This is a genomic window from Streptomyces recifensis (assembly GCF_002154615.1).
Classification (GTDB): Bacteria; Actinomycetota; Actinomycetes; order Streptomycetales; family Streptomycetaceae; genus Streptomyces; species Streptomyces griseoluteus.
In genome coordinates, this window is the sequence record NZ_MUNH01000108.1 from 1 (window position 1) to 18,763 (window position 18,763).

17 protein-coding genes and 2 tRNA genes are annotated in these 18,763 nt (G+C 69.6%); 12 read left to right on the forward strand and 7 right to left on the reverse strand.

Going from position 1 to position 18,763, the window contains the following annotated elements; all coding sequences use genetic code 11:
* A partial coding sequence (gene pepN, locus CCN33_RS06865; RefSeq protein ID WP_086692285.1) for an aminopeptidase N occupies positions 1–2,118 on the reverse strand: 2,118 nt, incomplete at its 3' end.
* A gap of 140 nt (positions 2,119–2,258) precedes the next feature.
* On the opposite strand from pepN, the gene CCN33_RS06870 reads away from it, so the two are divergent.
* Positions 2,259–2,921 carry a mycothiol-dependent nitroreductase Rv2466c family protein gene (locus CCN33_RS06870; protein ID WP_086692287.1) on the forward strand — a complete coding sequence of 221 codons (663 nt, stop codon included), beginning with the start codon at positions 2,259–2,261 and terminating at the stop codon, positions 2,919–2,921.
* A 133-nt stretch (positions 2,922–3,054) separates the two neighbouring features.
* On the opposite strand, the gene CCN33_RS06875 is transcribed toward CCN33_RS06870, so the two are convergent.
* Together CCN33_RS06875 and CCN33_RS06880 are read right to left on the reverse strand one after the other, a co-directional pair.
* Entirely contained in the window at positions 3,055–3,702 is a 648-nt protein-coding gene (locus CCN33_RS06875) for a superoxide dismutase (RefSeq protein ID WP_086692289.1), read from the reverse strand.
* A gap of 132 nt (positions 3,703–3,834) precedes the next feature.
* Complete coding sequence (locus tag CCN33_RS06880; protein WP_086692291.1) at positions 3,835–5,217, reverse strand: amino acid permease; 1,383 nt, start codon at positions 5,215–5,217, stop codon at positions 3,835–3,837.
* Between the two features lie 306 nt (positions 5,218–5,523).
* Here CCN33_RS06880 and CCN33_RS06885 point away from each other — a divergent pair, with 306 nt between their 5' ends.
* On the forward strand, positions 5,524–6,141 hold the full coding sequence (locus CCN33_RS06885) for a biotin transporter BioY (RefSeq protein ID WP_086692293.1): 618 nt from the start codon (positions 5,524–5,526) through the stop codon (positions 6,139–6,141).
* A 76-nt stretch (positions 6,142–6,217) separates the two neighbouring features.
* Here the strand turns inward: CCN33_RS06885 and CCN33_RS06890 are convergent, their stop codons facing one another.
* Both CCN33_RS06890 and CCN33_RS06895 read right to left on the reverse strand, forming a co-directional pair.
* Complete coding sequence (locus CCN33_RS06890) at positions 6,218–6,916, reverse strand: alpha/beta fold hydrolase (protein ID WP_086692295.1); 699 nt, start codon at positions 6,914–6,916, stop codon at positions 6,218–6,220.
* An 82-nt stretch (positions 6,917–6,998) separates the two neighbouring features.
* Positions 6,999–8,423 carry an amino acid permease gene (locus CCN33_RS06895; protein ID WP_086692297.1) on the reverse strand — a complete coding sequence of 475 codons (1,425 nt, stop codon included), beginning with the start codon at positions 8,421–8,423 and terminating at the stop codon, positions 6,999–7,001.
* Positions 8,424–8,667: 244 nt separating this feature from the next.
* Here CCN33_RS06895 and CCN33_RS06900 point away from each other — a divergent pair, with 244 nt between their 5' ends.
* The 4 genes from CCN33_RS06900 to CCN33_RS06915 all read left to right on the forward strand — a co-directional run bounded on the left by CCN33_RS06900 (position 8,668) and on the right by CCN33_RS06915 (position 11,917).
* Entirely contained in the window at positions 8,668–9,153 is a 486-nt protein-coding gene (locus tag CCN33_RS06900) for a ribose-5-phosphate isomerase (protein ID WP_086692299.1), read from the forward strand.
* Positions 9,154–9,220: 67 nt separating this feature from the next.
* Complete coding sequence (locus tag CCN33_RS06905) at positions 9,221–10,030, forward strand: Fpg/Nei family DNA glycosylase (RefSeq protein ID WP_086692301.1); 810 nt, start codon at positions 9,221–9,223, stop codon at positions 10,028–10,030.
* 239 nt (positions 10,031–10,269) lie between these two features.
* A complete protein-coding gene (locus CCN33_RS06910; RefSeq protein WP_086692302.1) occupies positions 10,270–11,442 on the forward strand; it encodes a PP2C family protein-serine/threonine phosphatase in 1,173 nt (390 codons plus the stop codon).
* Between the two features lie 22 nt (positions 11,443–11,464).
* Positions 11,465–11,917: an HD domain-containing protein gene (locus tag CCN33_RS06915; RefSeq protein WP_086692304.1), complete on the forward strand. Its 453-nt coding sequence runs from the start codon at positions 11,465–11,467 to the stop codon at positions 11,915–11,917.
* A gap of 10 nt (positions 11,918–11,927) precedes the next feature.
* On the opposite strand, the gene CCN33_RS06920 is transcribed toward CCN33_RS06915, so the two are convergent.
* Positions 11,928–13,073 carry an acyltransferase family protein gene (locus CCN33_RS06920; protein ID WP_244173712.1) on the reverse strand — a complete coding sequence of 382 codons (1,146 nt, stop codon included), beginning with the start codon at positions 13,071–13,073 and terminating at the stop codon, positions 11,928–11,930.
* A gap of 453 nt (positions 13,074–13,526) precedes the next feature.
* On the opposite strand from CCN33_RS06920, the gene CCN33_RS06925 reads away from it, so the two are divergent.
* Positions 13,527–13,721 carry a hypothetical protein gene (locus tag CCN33_RS06925; RefSeq protein ID WP_030814126.1) on the forward strand — a complete coding sequence of 65 codons (195 nt, stop codon included), beginning with the start codon at positions 13,527–13,529 and terminating at the stop codon, positions 13,719–13,721.
* A gap of 62 nt (positions 13,722–13,783) precedes the next feature.
* On the opposite strand, the gene CCN33_RS06930 is transcribed toward CCN33_RS06925, so the two are convergent.
* A tRNA-Gly gene (locus tag CCN33_RS06930) sits at positions 13,784–13,857 on the reverse strand.
* Positions 13,858–14,037: 180 nt separating this feature from the next.
* On the opposite strand from CCN33_RS06930, the gene CCN33_RS06935 reads away from it, so the two are divergent.
* The 5 genes from CCN33_RS06935 (at position 14,038) to clpX (ending at position 18,711) form a co-directional block, all read left to right on the forward strand.
* Positions 14,038–14,114 (forward strand) — tRNA-Pro (locus tag CCN33_RS06935).
* Between the two features lie 174 nt (positions 14,115–14,288).
* A complete protein-coding gene (gene tig / locus CCN33_RS06940) occupies positions 14,289–15,671 on the forward strand; it encodes a trigger factor (RefSeq protein ID WP_086692308.1) in 1,383 nt (460 codons plus the stop codon).
* A gap of 236 nt (positions 15,672–15,907) precedes the next feature.
* The gene (locus CCN33_RS06945) at positions 15,908–16,525 is read left to right on the forward strand and encodes an ATP-dependent Clp protease proteolytic subunit (protein ID WP_086692310.1); all 618 of its coding nucleotides are present in this window, start codon (positions 15,908–15,910) and stop codon (positions 16,523–16,525) included.
* A 63-nt stretch (positions 16,526–16,588) separates the two neighbouring features.
* A complete protein-coding gene (locus CCN33_RS06950; protein WP_086692312.1) occupies positions 16,589–17,254 on the forward strand; it encodes an ATP-dependent Clp protease proteolytic subunit in 666 nt (221 codons plus the stop codon).
* A 170-nt stretch (positions 17,255–17,424) separates the two neighbouring features.
* Positions 17,425–18,711 carry an ATP-dependent Clp protease ATP-binding subunit ClpX gene (gene clpX / locus CCN33_RS06955; protein ID WP_086692315.1) on the forward strand — a complete coding sequence of 429 codons (1,287 nt, stop codon included), beginning with the start codon at positions 17,425–17,427 and terminating at the stop codon, positions 18,709–18,711.
* Positions 18,712–18,763 lie beyond the last annotated feature (52 nt).

Here is an 18,763-nt window from a genome sequence, read left to right on the forward strand (position 1 = left end):
GGCCACCCCGTGCGCGGCGAGCGGCTCCAGGAACGCCCACCGCAGCTCCTGGTCCACGGTGAGACCCTCGACCGCCTCGGTGCCGTCCAGCAGGTCCTTCAGCAGGGCGAGGTCGGCCGTGCCGGTCGCGACCGAGGCGAAGAAGCGCGCCCAGGCCAACTGCGCCTCGCTGCCCGGCTCGGCCGACCGCAGCTCCTTCAGCGCGCCCTGCGCCAGCAGCTCGCCGCCCGTGGCCCGCCACTCGGGAGCCGCGTACCGCTCCAGGGCCGTGCCGGCCCAGGCGTGCAGCATCTGGAGCACGCCGATGTCGGACTCCCGGCCCGCGAACCGCAGCACCAGCGCGACGAACTCCCGCGCGGGCAGCAGGCCGTCCCGCGTCATGTTCCACAGCGCCGACCAGCACAGGGCGCGGGCGAGGGGGTCGGCCAGGTCACCGAGGTGGTCGCGGAGGGTGGCGAGCGAGGTCTCGTCGAAACGGATCTTGCAGTAGGTGAGGTCGTCGTCGTTGACCAGGACGAGATCGGGAGCCTCGGCTCCGGCCGGCTCGGGCAGCACCGTGCGCGGGCCCTCGACGTCCACCTCGACGCTCCGGTACCGCTCCAGCGCGCCCGACCCGCCCAGCCGGTACAGGCCCACCCTCACCCGGTGCGGGCGCAGCTCGGGGTGGGACTCGGGGGCCTCCTGGAGCACGGCCAGCTCGTCGATCCGGCCCTCGTCGTCCAGCAGCACCTGCGGAGTCAGGGAGTTGACACCGGCCGTCTGCAGCCAGGCCGCCGCCCACGCCGTCATGTCCCGGCCGCTGGTCTCCGCGAGCACCGAAAGCAGGTCGCCCAGACGGGTGTTGCCGTAGGCGTGCCGCTTGAAGTAGCGCCGGGCGCCCTCCAGGAAGGCGTCCTGTCCGACGTACGCCACCAGCTGCTTGAGGACGGAGGCGCCCTTGGCGTAGGTGATGCCGTCGAAGTTGAGCTTGGCGTCCTGGAGGTCGCGGATGTCGGCGGTGATGGGGTGCGTGGAGGGGAGCTGGTCCGCGCGGTAGGCCCACGCCTTGCGGCGGTTGGCGAACGTCGTCCAGGCGTCCTTGAAGCGGGTCGCGCCCACGTTGCCGAAGGTGCCCATGAAGTCCGCGAAGGACTCCTTCAGCCACAGGTCGTCCCACCAGACCATGGTGACCAGGTCACCGAACCACATGTGCGCCATCTCGTGCAGGATCACGTTGGCCCGCGCCTCGTACGACGCCTGCGTGACCTTGCCCCGGAAGATGTACTCCTCCCGGAAGGTGACCAGTCCGGGGTTCTCCATCGCCCCGAGGTTGTACTCCGGCACGAACGCCTGGTCGTACTTCCCGAACGGGTACGGGTAGTCGAAGTTCTCGTGGAAGAAGTCCAGCCCCTGCTTGGTGATCAGGAAGATGTCGTCGGTGTCGAAGTAGGGCGCCAGGCCCTTGCGGCACATCGCGCCGAGCGGGATCTCCAGCGTGGACCCGTCCGCCAGCACCCGCTCGTAGGAATCGGTCACATAGTGGTACGGGCCCGCGACCACGCAGGTGATGTACGTGGAGATCGGCTTGGTCTCCGCGAACCGCCAGACACCGTCCGCGAGTTCACCGGCACCGTTGCTCCAGACCGTCCAGCCCTCGGGCGCGCGGACCTCGAAGCGGAAGGGCGCCTTGAGGTCGGGCTGCTCGAAGCCCGCGAACACCCTGCGGGCGTCGGCCGGTTCGTACTGCGTGTAGAGGTAGACCTCGCCGTCCTCGGGGTCCACGAAGCGGTGCATGCCCTCGCCGGTGCGGGAGTAGGCGCACTGGGCGTCCACGACCAGCTCGTTGTCGGCGGCCAGGTCCTCCAGCGCGATCCGGGTGCCGTCGAACACCTCGCCGGGGTCGAGGTCGCGGCCGTTGAGGGAGACCGCGGTCACGCTCGGGGCGATCAGGTCGGCGAAGCTCGTCGCGCCCGGCTCGGCGCAGCGGAAGCGGATGGTGGTCACCGAGCGGAAGGTGCGCGGCTCGTCGTCGGACTCGCCCACGGCGGAGCGCAGGTCCAGCGCCACCTCGTACCCGTCGACGGACAGCAGGGCGGCCCGCTCACGGGCCTCGTCACGGGACAGATTCTCACCGGGCACGGGCGGCACTCCCTTGTGGTCGCATGATGTGGGGCACTGAACGGCACGATCCTGCCATGCGGCCCTGACCGGCGGCATCGGGGAATTGCGCGGCCGAAGGCGCTGTTGCCGCTGGAAAAGACCTTCTCGCGAGGAGAGACATGTCCGAGACCGCGACCACGTCGGGCAAGACCCCGGTGGACTTCTGGTTCGACCCGCTCTGCCCCTGGGCCTGGATGACCTCCCGCTGGGTGCTGGAGGTGGAGAAGGTCCGGGACATCGAGGTGCGCTGGCACATCATGAGCCTCGCCGTCCTCAACGAGGACCGCATCGACGAGCTGCCCGAGGAGTACCGGGAGATGCTCGCCACCAAGGCGTGGCAGCCGGTACGGGTGGTCACCGCCGCCTGGCAGAAGCACGGCGCGGACGTGCTCGGCCCCCTCTACACCGCGCTCGGCACCCGCATCCACAACGACGGCGAGGGCCCGAGCCGCGAGGCCGTCGTGGGCGCGCTCGACGAGGTGGGCCTGCCCGCCGGTCTGATCGAGTACTTCGACCAGACCGACTTCGAGTTCGACGCCGAGCTGCGTGCCTCCCACAAGGAGGGCATCGAGAAGGTCGGCCAGGACGTGGGCACCCCGGTCATCGCGGTCCCCGGCGCGGACGGCGAGCAGATCGCCTTCTTCGGCCCCGTGGTCACCCCGGCGCCCAAGGGCGAGGAGGCGGCCCGCCTGTGGGACGGCACCCTCGCGGTCGCCTCGGTGCCGGGCTTCTACGAGCTGAAGCGCACCCGCACGGCCGGCCCGGACTTCAGCAACCTCTAGCCGCACCCGGACAAGCCGCAGAAGAGGCCCCCCGCGAGTCACGTCCTCGCGGGGGGCCTCCTTCATCCGCCCGCCGGGTGAAGGTTGAGAAGACGATCACGAGGCGGGACGCTCGGGGAACTTCCGGGGGTCCTCAGGGGGCCGGCAGCAGCACGTCCGCGCGGGACTTGGCCGCCGTGTAGCGCCGGGCCACGTCCTGCCAGTTCACGACCTGCCACATCGCTTCGATGAAGTCCACCTTCTGGTTCTTGTACTGCAGGTAGAAGGCGTGCTCCCAGGCGTCGAAGACCAGCACCGGCGTCGAGCCCTGGCCGACGTTGCCCTGGTGGTCGTAGATCTGCTCCACGATCAGCCGCCCGCTCAGCGGCTCGTACGCCAGCACGCCCCAGCCGGAGCCCTGGGTGGTGGCCGACGCCTTGGTCAACTGGGCCTTGAAGGCCGCGAAGGAGCCGAACGACTCCTTGATGGCGTCCGCCAGCTCGCCCACGCCGTCCTGCTCCAGCGGCTCGCCGCCGCCGTCCTTCGGGCCGGTCATGTTCTGCCAGTAGATGCTGTGCAGGATGTGGCCGGAAAGGTGGAAGGCGAGGTTCTTCTCCAGCCCGTTCACCGAGCCCCAGGCGTCCTTGTCCCGCGCCTCGGCGAGCTGCTCCAGGGTGTCGTTGGCGCCCTTCACATAGGCCGCGTGGTGCTTGTCGTGGTGCAGCTCGATGATCTCGGGGCTGATGACGGGGGCGAGCGCGGCGTAGTCGTAGGGCAGTTCGGGCAACGTGTAGACGGGCATGGACGGGTCCCCTCCGAGCCTTATTGCAACTTACTTGCAACTACACGCTAGCAACAAAAGGCTGCTCGCGGGCAAGGGGGTACGAAGAAGGCCCCCACGTGTCGTGCACGCGGGGGCCTTCTTCACGGGGACTCAGTCGCGGGTGCGCCCCCGCTGCCAGACGTAACCGCCCGCCGCCAGGGCCAGGGTCAGGCCGCCGGTGGAGTAGAGCTGGACGCGGGTGTCGGGCTGCCGGGCCATCAGGACCAGGATCACCACCATGCCCAGCAGCGCGGCCCAGGTCAGCCAGGGGAACGCCCACATCCGTACGGCGGGCGGCGCGTCACCGGCACGCTCGGCACGGCGGCGCAGCAGGAGCTGGGAGGCGCCGACGAACATCCAGACGACCAGGATGACGGCGCCGATCATGTTCAGCAGCCACATGAAGACGTCGTCCGGGCGCCAGTAGCTCAGCAGCACACAGCCGAAGCCGAACACCGACGAGACCAGGACCGCGATCCGGGGCACCCCGCCGGACGCCTTCGCCAGCACCTTCGGGCCGAGACCCCGCTGGACCAGGGAGTGCAGCATGCGCGAGGAGCCGTAGATGTTGGCGTTCATCGCGGAGAGCAGGGCGGCCAGCACCACGACGTCCATCACGCGGCCGGCGCCGGGGATGCCGAGGGTGTCCAGGGCGGCGACGTACGGGCCGCGCTCGACGACCTCCTTCGAGTCCCACGGGACCAGGGTGACGACGACGGCCATCGAGCCGATGTAGAACAGCGCGATCCGCCACATCGTGGTGCGCACCGCGCTCGCCACGCCCCGCACCGGGTCCTCGGACTCGGCGGCCGCGATGGTGACCGTCTCCAGGCCGCCGTACGCGAACACCGACGCGAGCAGGCCGAGGACCAGGCCCTCGCCGCCGTTGGGCAGGAAGTCGGTGAGGTGGGAGGTGCCGGGGGAGGGGGTGCCGGGCAGCACGCCCGCGATGGCCAGCACGCCGAGCAGCAGGAACGCGCAGATCGCGGCGACCTTCAGGGCGGCGAACCAGAACTCGAACTCGCCGAAGTTCTTCACCGCGGTCAGGTTGGCGCCGCAGAAGATCAGCATGAACAGCGCGACCCAGGCCCACTGCGGGGTGCCGGGCAGCCAGCCGCTGACGATCTTTCCGGCGCCGATGCCCTCCAGGCCGACCACCGTGCACTGCATGACCCAGAACGACCAGCCGACCGTGAACCCGGCCCACGGACCGATCGCCCGCTCGGCGTGCGCGGAGAACGAACCCGAGGAGGGGTACGCCGACGACAGCTCGCCCAGCATCCGCATCACCAGCAGGACCAGCAGGCCGGAGAGGGTGTAGGCGACGACGATGGAGGGGCCCGCCGCGGCGATGCCGGCGCCGGAGCCGACGAACAGGCCCGCGCCGATCACCCCGCCCAGGGCGATCATGGAGAGGTGGCGCTGTTTGAGGCCGGAGGAGAGCGGGACGCCCTGCTTCTGCTCCTGGGGCGCTTGCGTGGTGGTGCGGGGCATCGGCGCGGCTCGTCCAGTGCGGTAGGTGGGTAAAAACTCCCCCAGTCTGGGTGAAGCCGGCCGGAGGGTACGGGGAGTGTCCGGTATGCGGACGTTCTGCTTACGGAATGCTTACGTCCGTTTACCCGCGCCGGAGGGCTCGGTGACCGGTGTCACGCCGGTCCCGGTGTAAGTCGCATCCTTTGTGCGAAGCCCACCAAGCCCCTGTTCACGCCTTTGTCGAGCACAGACGGTGATCGGCGGGTGAGCCCCGGTATAGCGTCGCGGTGTTGTCCCCTGCCCTGTCCACAGACCCGCGGAGTCCCCATGAGCACCGCCAGCGTCACCGCTCGGCCCGGCGCCGTCCTCGCCGACCTCCTTCCCTCCCCCAAGCTCTCGGCTTCGCTCGAGCAGGGCGGTGCCCCCACGCGCGTGCGCGACGCCGTCCTCGTGCTGGGCGGTGCGGCGCTCACCGGTCTCGCGGCCCAGATCGCGGTGCCCGTGCCCGGCTCGCCGGTGCCGGTGACGGGGCAGACCTTCGCCGCGCTGCTGGTCGGCACGACGCTCGGCGCCCGCCGCGGCTTCGCCGCCCTCGCGCTGTACGCCGCCGCGGGCCTCGCCGGTGTGCCGTGGTTCGCCCAGGGCGGTTCCGGCACCTCCGTCTCCTTCGGCTACGTCCTCGGCATGCTCCTCGCCGCCGCGGCCGTGGGCGCCCTGGCCCGCCGGGGCGCGGACCGCTCCCCGCTCCGCATGGCCGGCACGATGCTCCTCGGCGAGGCGATCATCTACGCGGTGGGCGTCCCCTACCTGGCCTTCGCCGCCCACATGTCCGCCACGGCGGCCATCGCGGCGGGCCTGACCCCCTTCCTCATCGGCGACGCCCTGAAGGCGGCGCTGGCGATGGGCGTGCTTCCCACGGCCTGGAAGCTGACGAACAAGGGCTGACCCACACCGGCACAAGGCCCGCCTCCCCAAGGCAGGAGGCGGGCCTTCGCCGTTCCCGGCAGGTCCGTCGCCCCCGCTACCGGTCGGCGGAGGGGCCGCCCAGGAACTCCGTCACCGCTGTCGTGAACGCCTCCGGTGCCTCCCGGTGGATCAGATGGCCCACGGGGATCGTGCGCAGCCGGGCGTCGGGGATCAGGCGGGCCAGCTCGGCGACGCTCTCCCCGGGGACGTGGCTGCGGGGGCCGCCGGCCAGGATCAGGGTGCTGGCGGTGATGCGACCGAGCGCGGCCGCCCAGTCGGCGGGCGGGGTGTCGATCTGCCGGCGGACGGCGATCACCATCGCCCAGTCGAAGGGCACCTCCCCGTCCGGCCGCTCCGGTGCCCTTACCGCAGGGGGGTACGGCGCACCGACGTCCTCCAGGACCAGCCGGTCCACCCGGCCGGGCCGGGCCGCCGCGACGAGGTACGCCACGATGCCGCCCATCGAGTGCCCGACCAGGTCGATCCGGTCCAGCCCGAGGGCGTCCAGGAACCCCAGGACGTCGGCGCGCATCAGCTCCAGGGAGTACGTCCCCGGCCGGCCGCTGTCCCCGTGCCCGCGCAGGTCCACCGCGTACACCCGCCGCCCGTGCGCCAGCCCCGCGGCCACCGTGTCCCAGTCGCCGCTCACCTCGCCCAGCGCGGGCAGGAGGACCAGCGGTGGACCCTCCGGCGGCCCCCACACCCGGTAGGCGAGCCGTACCCCTCCCACACCGACGAATCGCCGCGTCACCATGCCGGAAGGGTAGAGCCCGACGCGGCGAAGCCCGGTGCCGCGAGGGGATCTCCTCGGGGCACCGGGCTTCGGCGGGCGGGTGTCAGACCGTCGGGACCTTCTCCGGGTCCTCCGTCGCCGGGACCTCCGACCGGGTCTTCTTCGCCGTCACCGACTGCTTGACGAAGGCGATGACCAGGACGACTGCAGCCACCATCAGGGACAGCAGGACCGTCTCGCGGCCGTCGTGTTCCGTGTCGGTCAGCATGTAGCCGAGGACGAAGACGATGAGGGCGGCCGTGGCCCAGGTGAGGTACGGGTACAGCCACATCTTCACGACGAGCTTCTCCGGCGCCTCACGCTGGATGATCTTCCGCATCCGGAGCTGCGAGAAGCAGATGACCAGCCACACGAAGAGCGCGACCGCGCCGCTGGAGTTGACCAGGAAGAGGAAGACCGAGTCGGGGAACTTGTAGTTGAAGAACACCGCGACGAAGCCGAACAGCACCGAAGCCAGGATCGCGGCCATCGGCACACCGCGGGAGTTGGTCTTGGCGAACGCCTTCGGCGCGTCTCCCCGCTCGCCGAGCGAGAACGCCATGCGGGACGCGGTGTACAGACCCGAGTTCAGGCAGGACAGCACCGAGGTCAGCACGATGAAGTTCATGATCTCACCGGCGTGCGCGATGCCCAGCGAGTTCAGCGCGGCGACGTAGGAACCGTCGGTCTTGATCGACGGGTCGTTCCACGGCAGCAGCGAGACCACGACGAGGATCGAGCCCAGGTAGAACACCGCGATGCGCCAGATGATGCTGTTGGTCGACTTGGTGACCGCGCGCTGCGGGTTCTCCGACTCGCCGGCCGCCAGCGTGGCGATCTCGCTGCCCATGAAGGAGAAGACGACCAGCAGCACACCGGTGAGGATGGCGCCCGGCCCGTGCGGCAGGAAGCCCCCGTGCGCGGTGAGGTTGGACAGGCCCGCCTTGTCGCTGTGGACACCCGGCAGCACACCGAAGATCGCGAGCACGCCGACCACGATGAACGCGCCGATCGCGACGACCTTGATCCCGGCGAACCAGAACTCGAACTCACCGTAGGAGCCCACCGAGACCAGGTTGGTCGCCGTGAGCACCAGCATCACGATCAGCGCCCAGCCCCACTGCGGGACGGCCGGTATCCAGCCCTCCAGGATCTTCGCGCCGGCGGTCGCCTCGACGGCGAGCACCACGACCCAGAAGAACCAGTACAGCCAGCCGATGGAGAACCCGGCCCAGCGGCCGAGCGCACGGTCGGCGTGCGCGGAGAAGGACCCGGAGGTCGGGTTGGCCGCGGACATCTCGCCCAGCATCCGCATCACGAGGACGACGAGCGTGCCGACGAGGGCGTAGGACAGCAGGATGCCGGGGCCCGCCGTGGCGATACCCGTACTGGAGCCGACGAAAAGGCCGGCACCGATCACACCACCGATGGCGATCATCGAAAGGTGACGGTTCTTGAGACCTGCTTGCAGCCCGGAACCATGGGACATGGACGGAATTCCTTTGCGCCAGGTGGAGCGGTTCCCGTACGGACGGCGAAAAAGTCGTACGACGTCGTACGGGGCCTCGCACGAGCGGTGTACGAGGCGGTCCAGTGAATCTGAGGGGAACCAATTCGGGAACCTCTGAATCCGGATTGTTACCTGAGGTTCGCTTGAGGTTCTATGGCCCGTCTCACATATCCCGATCGAACCCGGAGCTGCTGCCCGGAATCGGGCGTGACACACTCGGTGCATGCGCGTGTATCTCGGCTCCGACCATGCGGGCTACGAACTCAAGAACCACCTCGTCGAGTGGCTGAAGGCGGCGGGGCACGAGCCCGTCGACTGCGGGCCGCACATCTACGACGCCCAGGACGACTACCCGCCCTTCTGCCTCCGGGCCGCCGAGCGCACCGTCGCGGACCCCGGCTCCCTCGGCATCGTGATCGGCGGCTCCGGCAACGGCGAGCAGATCGCCGCCAACAAGGTGAAGGGGGTGCGCGCCGCCCTCGCCTGGAGCGAGGAGACCGCGGCGCTCGGCCGCGAGCACAACGACGCCAACGTCATCGCCGTCGGCGCCCGGCAGCACACCGAGGACGAGGCGACCAAGTTCGTCGAGATCTTCCTGGCCACCCCGTTCTCCGGCGAAGAGCGCCACGTCCGCCGCATCGACATGCTGACGGAGTACGAGAACACCGGCGACCTCCCGCCCATCCCGGCGCACCACCCCCAGCAGTAACGCGGCACCGCCCCCGCCGTCCGAGACGCGGCGGGGGCCCCAGCGGACCCAGGAAGGACGCCCGGCCGTGCCAGAAGGGCACACGATCCACCGGCTGGCGCAGGACTACGCCGAGCGCTTCGCCGGCACCGCACCGCTGGTGACCAGCCCCCAGGGCAAGTTCACCGACGCCGCCGAGCTGCTGACCGGCGCGGGGCTGACCACCACCGACGCCCACGGCAAGCACCTCTTCCTCGGCTTCCGCGACAGCGACTGGGTCCACATCCACCTCGGCCTCTTCGGCAAGGTCGCCTTCGGCCCGGCCCCCGCGCCCCCGCCGGCCGACACGGTCCGGCTCCGCCTCGCCAACGACACCGCGTACGTCGACCTGCGCGGCCCGACCACCTGCGCGCTGATCACCGACAGCGAGAAGAGGGCCGTCCACGCCCGCCTCGGTCCCGACCCGCTGCGTCCCGACGCCGACCCGGCCGCCGCCTGGGAGCGGATCAGGCGCAGCCGCACCTCGATCGCCGCCCTGCTGATGGACCAGAAGGTCATCGCGGGCGTCGGCAACGTCTACCGCGCCGAGGTCCTCTTCCGGCACGGCATCGACCCCTACCGCGCCGGCCGCGACCTCACCGGGGCCGAGTGGGACGCGATCTGGGCCGACCTGGTTGCCCTGATGCGCGAGGGCGTACGCCTCAACCGCATCGACACCGTCCGCCCCGAGCACACCCCGGAGGCGATGGGCCGCCCGCCCCGCGTCGACGATCACGGCGGCGAGGTCTACGTCTACCGCCGGGCCACCCTGCCCTGTCATCTCTGCGGCACCGAGATCCGTACCGCCGGGCTCGCCGCCCGCAACCTCTTCTGGTGCCCCGCCTGCCAGCTCCGCTGACCTCGTGCGCCCCGTGCGCATCCGTGAACCGGTCGTGCGCCCCGTTATGTCCTGCCAGGAAGCGCAGTCCGCCGCCCGGGAGGGCGGGAAATTTCCGCCGGGTGGCAGCGCGGATGGCCTCACGTGCCGTTCACTGTGTAGTCGGACCGCGTGGTCTAAACACGAAGTGAGCCCCGCACGGGGGACAAGTGGGACCTCCCGTGCCATGCGGCCGGCTGGATGGATAGGGTCCCGAACTGATGGCAGCAGGACGAGAACGGCGCGCGAAGGCCGAGACGTTCACGGCCCGGTGGAAGATGCAGTGGCACCGGGTCCGCGTCGCGCTGCGCAGAAGCGCGGTCGACTACTTCCGCGGCGACGGCCCCGACTGGATCGCCCTGGTCGGCCTGCTCCTCACCATTCCCGTCCTCATGGCCCTCACACTGGCCAACTCCGTCTGGTGCTCACCGGCCACCCTGGTCATCCCGATCGTCGCGGGCGGCCTGGTGCTGCGCCCCGCCAGCCTCCTCGGGCTGTACGCCACGGCCGCCGCCGCCCTCATCGTGGAGTCCGTGCGACTCGGCCCGTACACCGAGGGACCCTCCAGGGTCACCCCCGGCATCGTGCTGGTCGTCGCCGCCTGCGGGTTCTTCGGGCTGCTGACCGCGCAGTTCCGCAGCCGGGTCGGTGTGCCCTGGCGGCGCGGCGGCACCATGCTCTTCGACCTCCGCGAACGCATCCGCGCCCAGAGCGAGTTGCCCAAGCTGCCGCGAGGCTGGCACCAGGAGATGGCGCTGCGCCCGGCGGGCGGCCAGTCCTTCTCCGGTGACTTCGTCGTCGCCGCCCGCACCAACGGGGGCCGCACCCTGGAGGTCGTCCTCACCGACGTCTCCGGCAAGGGCATGGACGCCGGTTCCCGCGCCCTGCTGCTCTCCGGCGCCTTCGGCGGCCTGCTCGGCTCGCTGCCCCCGCACTCCTTCCTGCCCGCCGCCAACGGCTATCTGCTCCGCCAGGACTGGGAGGAGGGCTTCGCCACCTCCATCCACCTGGTGCTCGACCTCGACTCCGGCGACTACGAGCTGTACTCCGCTGGTCACCCGCCGGGCCTCCAGCTCAGCGCGGGCACCGGCCGCTGGGAGGAGAAGGCCGCCGAGGGCCCGCTCCTCGGGGTGTACGACGGGGGGCAGTTCGACTCGACGAAGGGCACCCTGAGGCCCGGAGACGTCCTGATGCTCTTCACCGACGGTCTGGTGGAGGCCTCCGACCGGGACATCGCCGAGGGCATCGACCGCCTCACCGGTGAGGCCGACCGCTATGTCGCCGGCGGCTTCCACGGCGCCGCCTGGCACCTCATCGAGGCCGTCGCCAAGGACGTCAACGACGACCGCGCGCTGCTGCTGATCTGCCGCGAGGCATCCGCGCCCGTCCGCTGAACCCCGGTGCGAGACTGGGCCGATGACTGCGCTCACCCTGGCCCTGGTCGAGGACCTCGCCCGCCGCGCCCACGCCGGCCAGACCGACAAGGCGGGCCGCCCGTACGCCGAACACCTCGCGGCCGTCGCCGAGGGGGTACGGGTACGCGGGGGCGACGAGGAACAGATCGCGGCGGCCTGGCTGCACGACGCCGTCGAGGACGACGCGCTCACCGAGGAGTGGCTCGACGGCGCCGCCCTCACCCCGCGCACCAAGGCCATCGTGCTCGCCCTCACCAAACGCCCCGGCGAGCCGCCCGAGGAGTACGCCCGCCGCATCCTCGCCACGCCGGGTGCCGCCCTGGTCAAACACGCCGACCTCGCCCACAACGCCGACCCGGCCCGCCTCGCGGTCCTGGACGAGCCGACCCGCACGCGACTGACCGAGAAGTACACGCGGATGCGCGCGCTTCTCGGCCGGCCGGAAGGGGAGTAGGGGAGGGGCGCTACACGCCCGCCTTCTCCCGTACGGGCTGCCGCTGCCCGCCGTGCTGACGTTCCCGCGCCTGCTGGGCGGGGTCCTGCTTGAACGCCCACTCCATCTTCGGCTCCATCACGCACCGGAACACCCGGCGTACCGGAGCCGTGCAGAGCAGGGTGACGACGGTGACCGCGAAGGCGGTCACCAGCAGCGCGCCGAGCGGGCTGTGCAGCCAGTGGGCGTCGTACCAGCCCTCCCAGCGGGTGTACTTGAGGACGAAGCCGTGCAGCAGATAGCCGCAGATCGTGCCCGCGCCCAGCGAGGTGAACCACATCCGGCGCCCCGGCACCCAGGCCAGGAAGCAGGCCGTCAGCACCACCGAGCAGGCGAACAGGGCCAGTGTCATCAGCGGGCCGGTCCACCACGGGGCGCCCATCTCCTGGGCGGCGTCCCGGCGGTAGAACCAGCCGAAGTCGAGGTGCGGCACCACGAGCCACGCGACGGCCAGCGCGCCCGCGACGACCGGCACCGAGGCGATGCGCATCGCCCGCGTCCGCACCATCCGGAAGTGCTCGGGCTTCAGGCACAGCCCCAGCACGAAGCAGGGCAGGAACTGCAACAGCCGCTGGAAGTCCAGGTCGTTGCTGATCGCGGGGGAGACGGTCGCCAGCATGGCGATCGCCAGGGCCAGCGGCAGCGGCCACCGCACCACCTTCCACAGCGGGGTGGTCAGCCGCCAGACGAACAGCGCCGCCAGGAACCACGACAGGAAGTACGGGTCGAGCAGGGTGATCCCCCTCTCGCCGTCCTGGCCGAAGTGGTCGCGGAAGAGCGAGTAGGCCGTCTCGAAGACGACGTACGGCACGGCGACGCCGGTGATCAGCCGCTTCAGCCGGTCCGGGCGCATGTCGAAACTGCGCGAGAAGTAGCCGGAGATGATGATGAACGCCGGCATGTGGAAGGTGTACACGAATATGTAGAGCGACCGCAGGACGCGGCTGTCGGCGTACAGCGCCTCCCACGAGTGCCCCATCGCCACCAGCACGATCGCCAGGTACTTGGCGTTGTCGAAGAACGAGTCGCGCCGCTTCGTGGATCTCTCCGGCACCGGCTGGGCAGCCGGGGGCGTCGGCGCACGGGTCTGACCGGGGGACGGGGAGGCGTCGAACATCTCAGGCACCCTAGCCTCGCGTGTGTGAGTCCGTAAAACCATCGAGGTCATTCACGTTTATCGGCTTCAGGTACCCGGGAAATCGCCCGACTTGCCTGCGGGATGGGGGTGATGACAGGCACAATAGGGCCGTTTCTTTGCCCCTCGATGTCCCGATTCATCCATCCTAATTGGGTCATGTCGACCGGCCCCGGCTCAATTCGAATTGCCCGCCCCGACGGCCTGAACGGCGATGTGTGGGTATGGAAATGATGTTGGGCAATTACCGTCGCCATCAGCCCTGGTGAGGCGTCGAATTGGCGTCCGGGGCATGCGCCGCACCGAAGTGGCCGGCCGACGATGTGTCACTAGCCGCATACAGAGGGCTGGTTGGTGGCACGATGGTTCTGGCGGAGGTGTGCTGCACGGTGCCTCCAGGCCGGGAGAGCGAACCGACCGAGGGTGTGATCAGTTGTGGCCATTTCACTGTCCGTGGTGCTGCTGTTGGCGATCATCCTGGTGGTGTTGATGCGGGGAGGGAACATCAAGGCCGGCCCGGCCATCGTGGCCATCCTCTTCGGCTTCTTCCTCGCCTCCACCGGGATGGCGCCCTCCATCAGCCGCTTCCTCAACTCGATAGCGGAGATGGTCAACTCCATCAGCTTCTGAGGCCGCGCGAACGACTCAGGGGCCCGGCGCCGCCGTGACGGCAGCCGGGCCCCTGAGTCGTGTGGAGCGGGCGACGGGAATCGAACCCGCGTAGCTAGTTTGGAAGACTAGGGCTCTACCATTGAGCTACGCCCGCGAGAGCGCACCGCGCGTCGGTGACCGCGGCACTGGAGGCATCGTAGCGGAGCCCCCGGCGTGCGGGCGAACCTGGCGGTGCGCCGGGCTGCTGCCGGGCTGCTTCCGGCGCGGCACCCGGTGCCCCGCGCGAGGCGGCGACGCGCCCGGCCGGGGCATGTACCCTACGACTCGCACCAGACGGGGTGTGGCGCAGCTTGGTAGCGCGTCCGCTTTGGGAGCGGAAGGCCGTGGGTTCAAATCCCGCCACCCCGACCACTGGCTCACGGTGTCGTGAAGATCGCCTTTTGGGGCGCTGACCGGCTGCGGTTACTATGCAAGCTGCGCGCCCGTGTGTCCGGCCTCATGGCCTGCTACTCCTCCGGGCGGCTATCCGCCGGGGCTGTCTGGCTCCGGCAGAACCCAAGAAGTCAGCCACAAGGAGACCGAACCGTGAAGAGCGCCGTGGAGACCCTGAACCCGACTCGGGTTCGGCTCACTGTCGAGGTGCCCTTCGAGGAGCTCAAGGACAGCCTCGACGCGGCGTACCAGAAGATCAACCAGCAGGTCACGGTGAAGGGCTTCCGCAAGGGCAAGATCCCGGCCCGGGTCATCGACCAGCGGTTCGGTCGTGGTGCGGTGCTCGAGGAGGCCGTCAACGACGCGCTCCCGAAGTTCTACACCGAAGCGGTCAACGAGGCCGAGCTGACCCCGCTGGGCCAGCCCGAGGTCGACATCACCGAGCTGAAGGACGGCGAGACGCTGAACTTCACCGCCGAGGTCGACATCCGCCCGGCCCTCGAGATCCCGGACTACTCCGGCATCGAGGTCGAGGTCGACGCCATCGAGGTCAGCGACGAGGACGTCGAGAAGTCCGTCGAGCAGCTCCGTGAGCGCTTCGCCTCGACCTCCCCGGTCGAGCGTGCCGCCGAGGACGGCGACGTCGTGACAATCGACCTCGAGGCCAAGGTCGACGGCGAGGTGCTGGAGGACGGCATCGCCAGCGGCGTGTCCTACACCATCGGTTCCGGCGAGCTGCTCGACGGCATCGACGAGGCCGTCAAGGGCCTGTCCGCCGGCGAGGAGGCCACCTTCACCTCCGAGCTGAAGGGCGGCTCCGCCGCCGGCCGCGAGGCCGAGGTCACCGTCAAGGTCACCCAGGTCGCCGCCCGCGAACTGCCCGAGCTGGACGACGACTTCGCGCAGCTCGCGTCCGAGTTCGACACCCTGGACGAGCTGAAGGCCGACAGCACCAAGCGGCTGGCCAACATGAAGCAGTACGACCAGGCCACCCAGGCCCAGGAGCGCGTGCTCGACAAGCTCCTCGAGCTCGTCGAGGTCCCCGTCCCCGAGAAGCTCCTCGAGGACGAGGTCAACACCCGCAAGCACAACCTGGAGCACCACCAGCTCGGCCAGATGGGCCTGACCCTCGACAAGTACCTGGAGATCCAGGGCAAGACCGCCGAGGAGTTCGAGACCGAGACCCGTGAGGCCGCGGTCAAGGGCATCAAGACCCAGTTCGTCCTCGACGAGCTGGTGAAGAAGGAGAACCTGGGCGTCAACCAGGAGGAGCTCACCGAGCACCTCATGCGCCGCGCCGCCTCCTCCGGCATGTCCCCCGACCAGTTCGCCCAGGCCGTCGTCGAGGGCGGCCAGGTTCCGCTGCTCGTCGGCGAGGTCGCCCGCGGCAAGGCCCTGGCCGTCGTGGTCGAGGCCGCCACCGTCAAGGACACCAACGGCGAGATCGTCGACCTGGACGACGAGGACGAGGAGACCGAGGAGACCACCGAGGTCACCGACGCCACCGAGACCGCCGACGAGAAGACCGAGGGCTGACCCCGAGGTACGTCCGTGTGACAGCAGGCCCCCGGAAGCGAGTCTTCCGGGGGCCTGCTGCATCACCACACAGCACTACGCCCCCGGCGAACACCTGCTTCCACGGGATTCACCGGGGGGACCAGAGCGTTAGGGTCCATGAATACGGGGGGCAGGGGAGTCAGCCGACCCCGCCAAGCCCCCGGCAGGACGACGTGAGACGGCCCGGCGCCGTCGTAAGACGAGCAGGTGGATACGTGACGAATCTGATGCCTACCGCCGCCGGCGAGCCCTCCATCGGTGGTGGCCTCGGCGACCAGGTCTACAACCGGCTGCTGGGCGAGCGGATCATCTTCCTCGGCCAGCAGGTCGACGACGACATCGCCAACAAGATCACCGCCCAGTTGCTCCTCCTCGCCGCCGACCCCGAGAAGGACATCTACCTCTACATCAACAGCCCCGGCGGCTCGGTGACGGCCGGCATGGCGATCTACGACACCATGCAGTACATCCCGAACGACGTGGTCACCATCGCCATGGGCATGGCCGCCTCGATGGGCCAGTTCCTGCTCACCGGCGGCGCCCCCGGCAAGCGCTTCGCGCTGCCGCACGCGGACATCATGATGCACCAGGGCTCCGCGGGCCTCGGCGGTACGGTCTCGGACATCAAGATCCAGGCCGAGTACCTGCTGCGTACGAAGAAGCGCATGTCCGAGCTGACCGCCGAGCACTCCGGCCAGACGGTGGAAGCGATCATCCGCGACGGCGACCGCGACCGCTGGTTCACCCCGGAGGAGGCCAAGGAGTACGGTCTCATCGACGAGATCATCACGCACGCCTCGGGTGTCCCGGGAGGCGGCGGCACCGGCGCCTGACCGGCCACTCCGCACGCACGCCACCGACAGCTCCCAGCACGCCACCAGGACGGTGAACACCCCATGAGCAACTTCCCCGGCGCCGCCAGCGGCATGTACGAGGGCCCCCGCCCCGACAGCCGTTACATCATCCCGCGCTTCGTCGAGCGCACTTCCCAGGGCGTCCGCGAGTACGACCCGTACGCGAAGCTCTTCGAGGAGCGCGTGATCTTCCTGGGCGTCCAGATCGACGACGCCTCGGCCAACGACGTCATGGCGCAGCTCCTGTGCCTGGAGTCGATGGACCCCGACCGGGACATCTCGATCTACATCAACAGCCCCGGCGGTGACATGACGGCCCTCACGGCCATCTACGACACCATGCAGTTCGTGAAGCCGGACATCCAGACGGTGTGCATGGGCCAGGCCGCCTCGGCCGCGGCCATCCTGCTCGCCGCCGGCACCCCCGGCAAGCGCATGGCGCTGCCGAACTCGCGCGTGCTGATCCACCAGCCGGCGGGCTCCACCGGGCGCGGTCAGCTCTCCGACCTGGAGATCATCGCCAAGGAGTTCACCCGGATGCGTGAGCAGCTCGAGGACATGCTCGCGAAGCACTCGAACCAGCCGCTGGACAAGATCCGCGAGGACATCGAGCGCGACAAGATCCTCACGGCCGAGGAGGCGCTCCAGTACGGCCTCGTCGACCAGATCATCTCCACCCGCAAGATGAACAACGAAGCGGTCCGCTGACCGAGGTTGCGCACTTCCGGGCCCTCTTGGCAGGGTGCACGTCAAAGTGAACCCTGCCAAGGGGGGCCCGAACACGGGGCCCGGCAAGGTACCGTCGACATAAGGCAGCACCAGGAGTCGTTGGACCCGTTCTGTGTCCAGTCGTCTCCCAGGCGAAGGGGAAGCACACCGTGGCACGCATCGGTGACGGCGGCGATCTGCTCAAGTGCTCGTTCTGCGGCAAGAGCCAGAAGCAGGTCAAGAAGCTCATCGCAGGTCCCGGTGTGTACATCTGCGACGAATGCATCGATCTCTGCAACGAGATCATCGAGGAAGAGCTCGCGGAGACCAGCGAGGTGCGCTGGGAGGAACTTCCCAAGCCCCGCGAGATCTACGAGTTCCTCGAGAGCTACGTGGTCGGCCAGGAAGCGGCCAAGAAGGCCCTCTCCGTCGCGGTGTACAACCACTACAAGCGCGTCCAGGCCGGCGAGAACGGCGGCGGCCAAGGCCGCGAGGACGCCATCGAGTTGGCCAAGTCCAACATCCTCCTGCTCGGCCCCACCGGCTCCGGCAAGACGCTGCTGGCCCAGACCCTGGCCCGCATGCTCAACGTCCCCTTCGCCATCGCGGACGCCACCGCGCTGACCGAGGCGGGCTATGTCGGCGAGGACGTCGAGAACATCCTGCTGAAGCTCATCCAGGCCGCCGACTACGACGTCAAGAAGGCCGAGACGGGCATCATCTACATCGACGAGATCGACAAGGTCGCCCGGAAGAGCGAAAACCCGTCGATCACCCGCGATGTGAGCGGCGAGGGCGTCCAGCAGGCGCTGCTGAAGATCCTCGAGGGCACCACCGCGTCGGTGCCGCCGCAGGGCGGGCGCAAGCACCCGCACCAGGAGTTCATCCAGATCGACACGACGAACGTGCTGTTCATCGTGGGCGGTGCCTTCGCCGGCCTGGAGAAGATCATCGAGGCCCGGGCGGGTGCCAAGGGCATCGGCTTCGGCGCCACGATCCGCTCCAAGCGCGAGCTGGCGGCCAAGGACATCTTCGAGGACATCATGCCGGAGGACCTGGTGAAGTTCGGGATGATCCCCGAGTTCATCGGCCGTCTCCCGGTCATCACCTCGGTGCACAACCTCGACCGCGAGGCCCTGCTCAAGATCCTGGTCGAGCCGCGCAACGCCCTGGTCAAGCAGTACCAGCGCCTCTTCGAACTCGACGGCGTGGAGCTGGACTTCGAGCGCGAGGCGCTGGAGGCCATCGCGGACCAGGCCATCCTCCGCCAGACCGGCGCGCGCGGCCTGCGCGCCATCATGGAGGAGGTCCTGATGTCGGTGATGTACGAGGTGCCGTCCCGCAAGGACGTGGCCCGCGTGGTCATCACCGCCGACGTGGTGCACTCCAACGTCAACCCGACGCTGATCCCGAGGGACTCCCGCGGGCGCGGCCAGGGCGAGCAGAAGACCGCGTAACCCGCAGAGCAGCGAGAAGGGCCCCGGCCGACCGGCCGGGGCCCTTCTCGCT

Excerpts from the sequence above, each read along its gene's own strand:
- CCN33_RS06875 (WP_086692289.1), bottom strand. The coding sequence starts at position 3,702 with ATGCCCGTCTACACGTTGCCCGAACTGCCCTACGACTACGCCGCGCTC.
- CCN33_RS06885 (WP_086692293.1), top strand. The coding sequence starts at position 5,524 with ATGAGCACCGCCAGCGTCACCGCTCGGCCCGGCGCCGTCCTCGCCGAC.
- CCN33_RS06880 (WP_086692291.1), bottom strand. The coding sequence starts at position 5,217 with ATGCCCCGCACCACCACGCAAGCGCCCCAGGAGCAGAAGCAGGGCGTC.
- CCN33_RS06890 (WP_086692295.1), bottom strand. The coding sequence starts at position 6,916 with ATGGTGACGCGGCGATTCGTCGGTGTGGGAGGGGTACGGCTCGCCTAC.
- CCN33_RS06895 (WP_086692297.1), bottom strand. The coding sequence starts at position 8,423 with ATGTCCCATGGTTCCGGGCTGCAAGCAGGTCTCAAGAACCGTCACCTT.
- CCN33_RS06900 (WP_086692299.1), top strand. The coding sequence starts at position 8,668 with ATGCGCGTGTATCTCGGCTCCGACCATGCGGGCTACGAACTCAAGAAC.
- CCN33_RS06950 (WP_086692312.1), top strand. The coding sequence starts at position 16,589 with ATGAGCAACTTCCCCGGCGCCGCCAGCGGCATGTACGAGGGCCCCCGC.
- CCN33_RS06910 (WP_086692302.1), top strand. The coding sequence starts at position 10,270 with ATGGCAGCAGGACGAGAACGGCGCGCGAAGGCCGAGACGTTCACGGCC.
- CCN33_RS06870 (WP_086692287.1), top strand. The coding sequence starts at position 2,259 with ATGTCCGAGACCGCGACCACGTCGGGCAAGACCCCGGTGGACTTCTGG.
- CCN33_RS06920 (WP_244173712.1), bottom strand. The coding sequence starts at position 13,073 with ATGTTCGACGCCTCCCCGTCCCCCGGTCAGACCCGTGCGCCGACGCCC.
- CCN33_RS06915 (WP_086692304.1), top strand. The coding sequence starts at position 11,465 with ATGACTGCGCTCACCCTGGCCCTGGTCGAGGACCTCGCCCGCCGCGCC.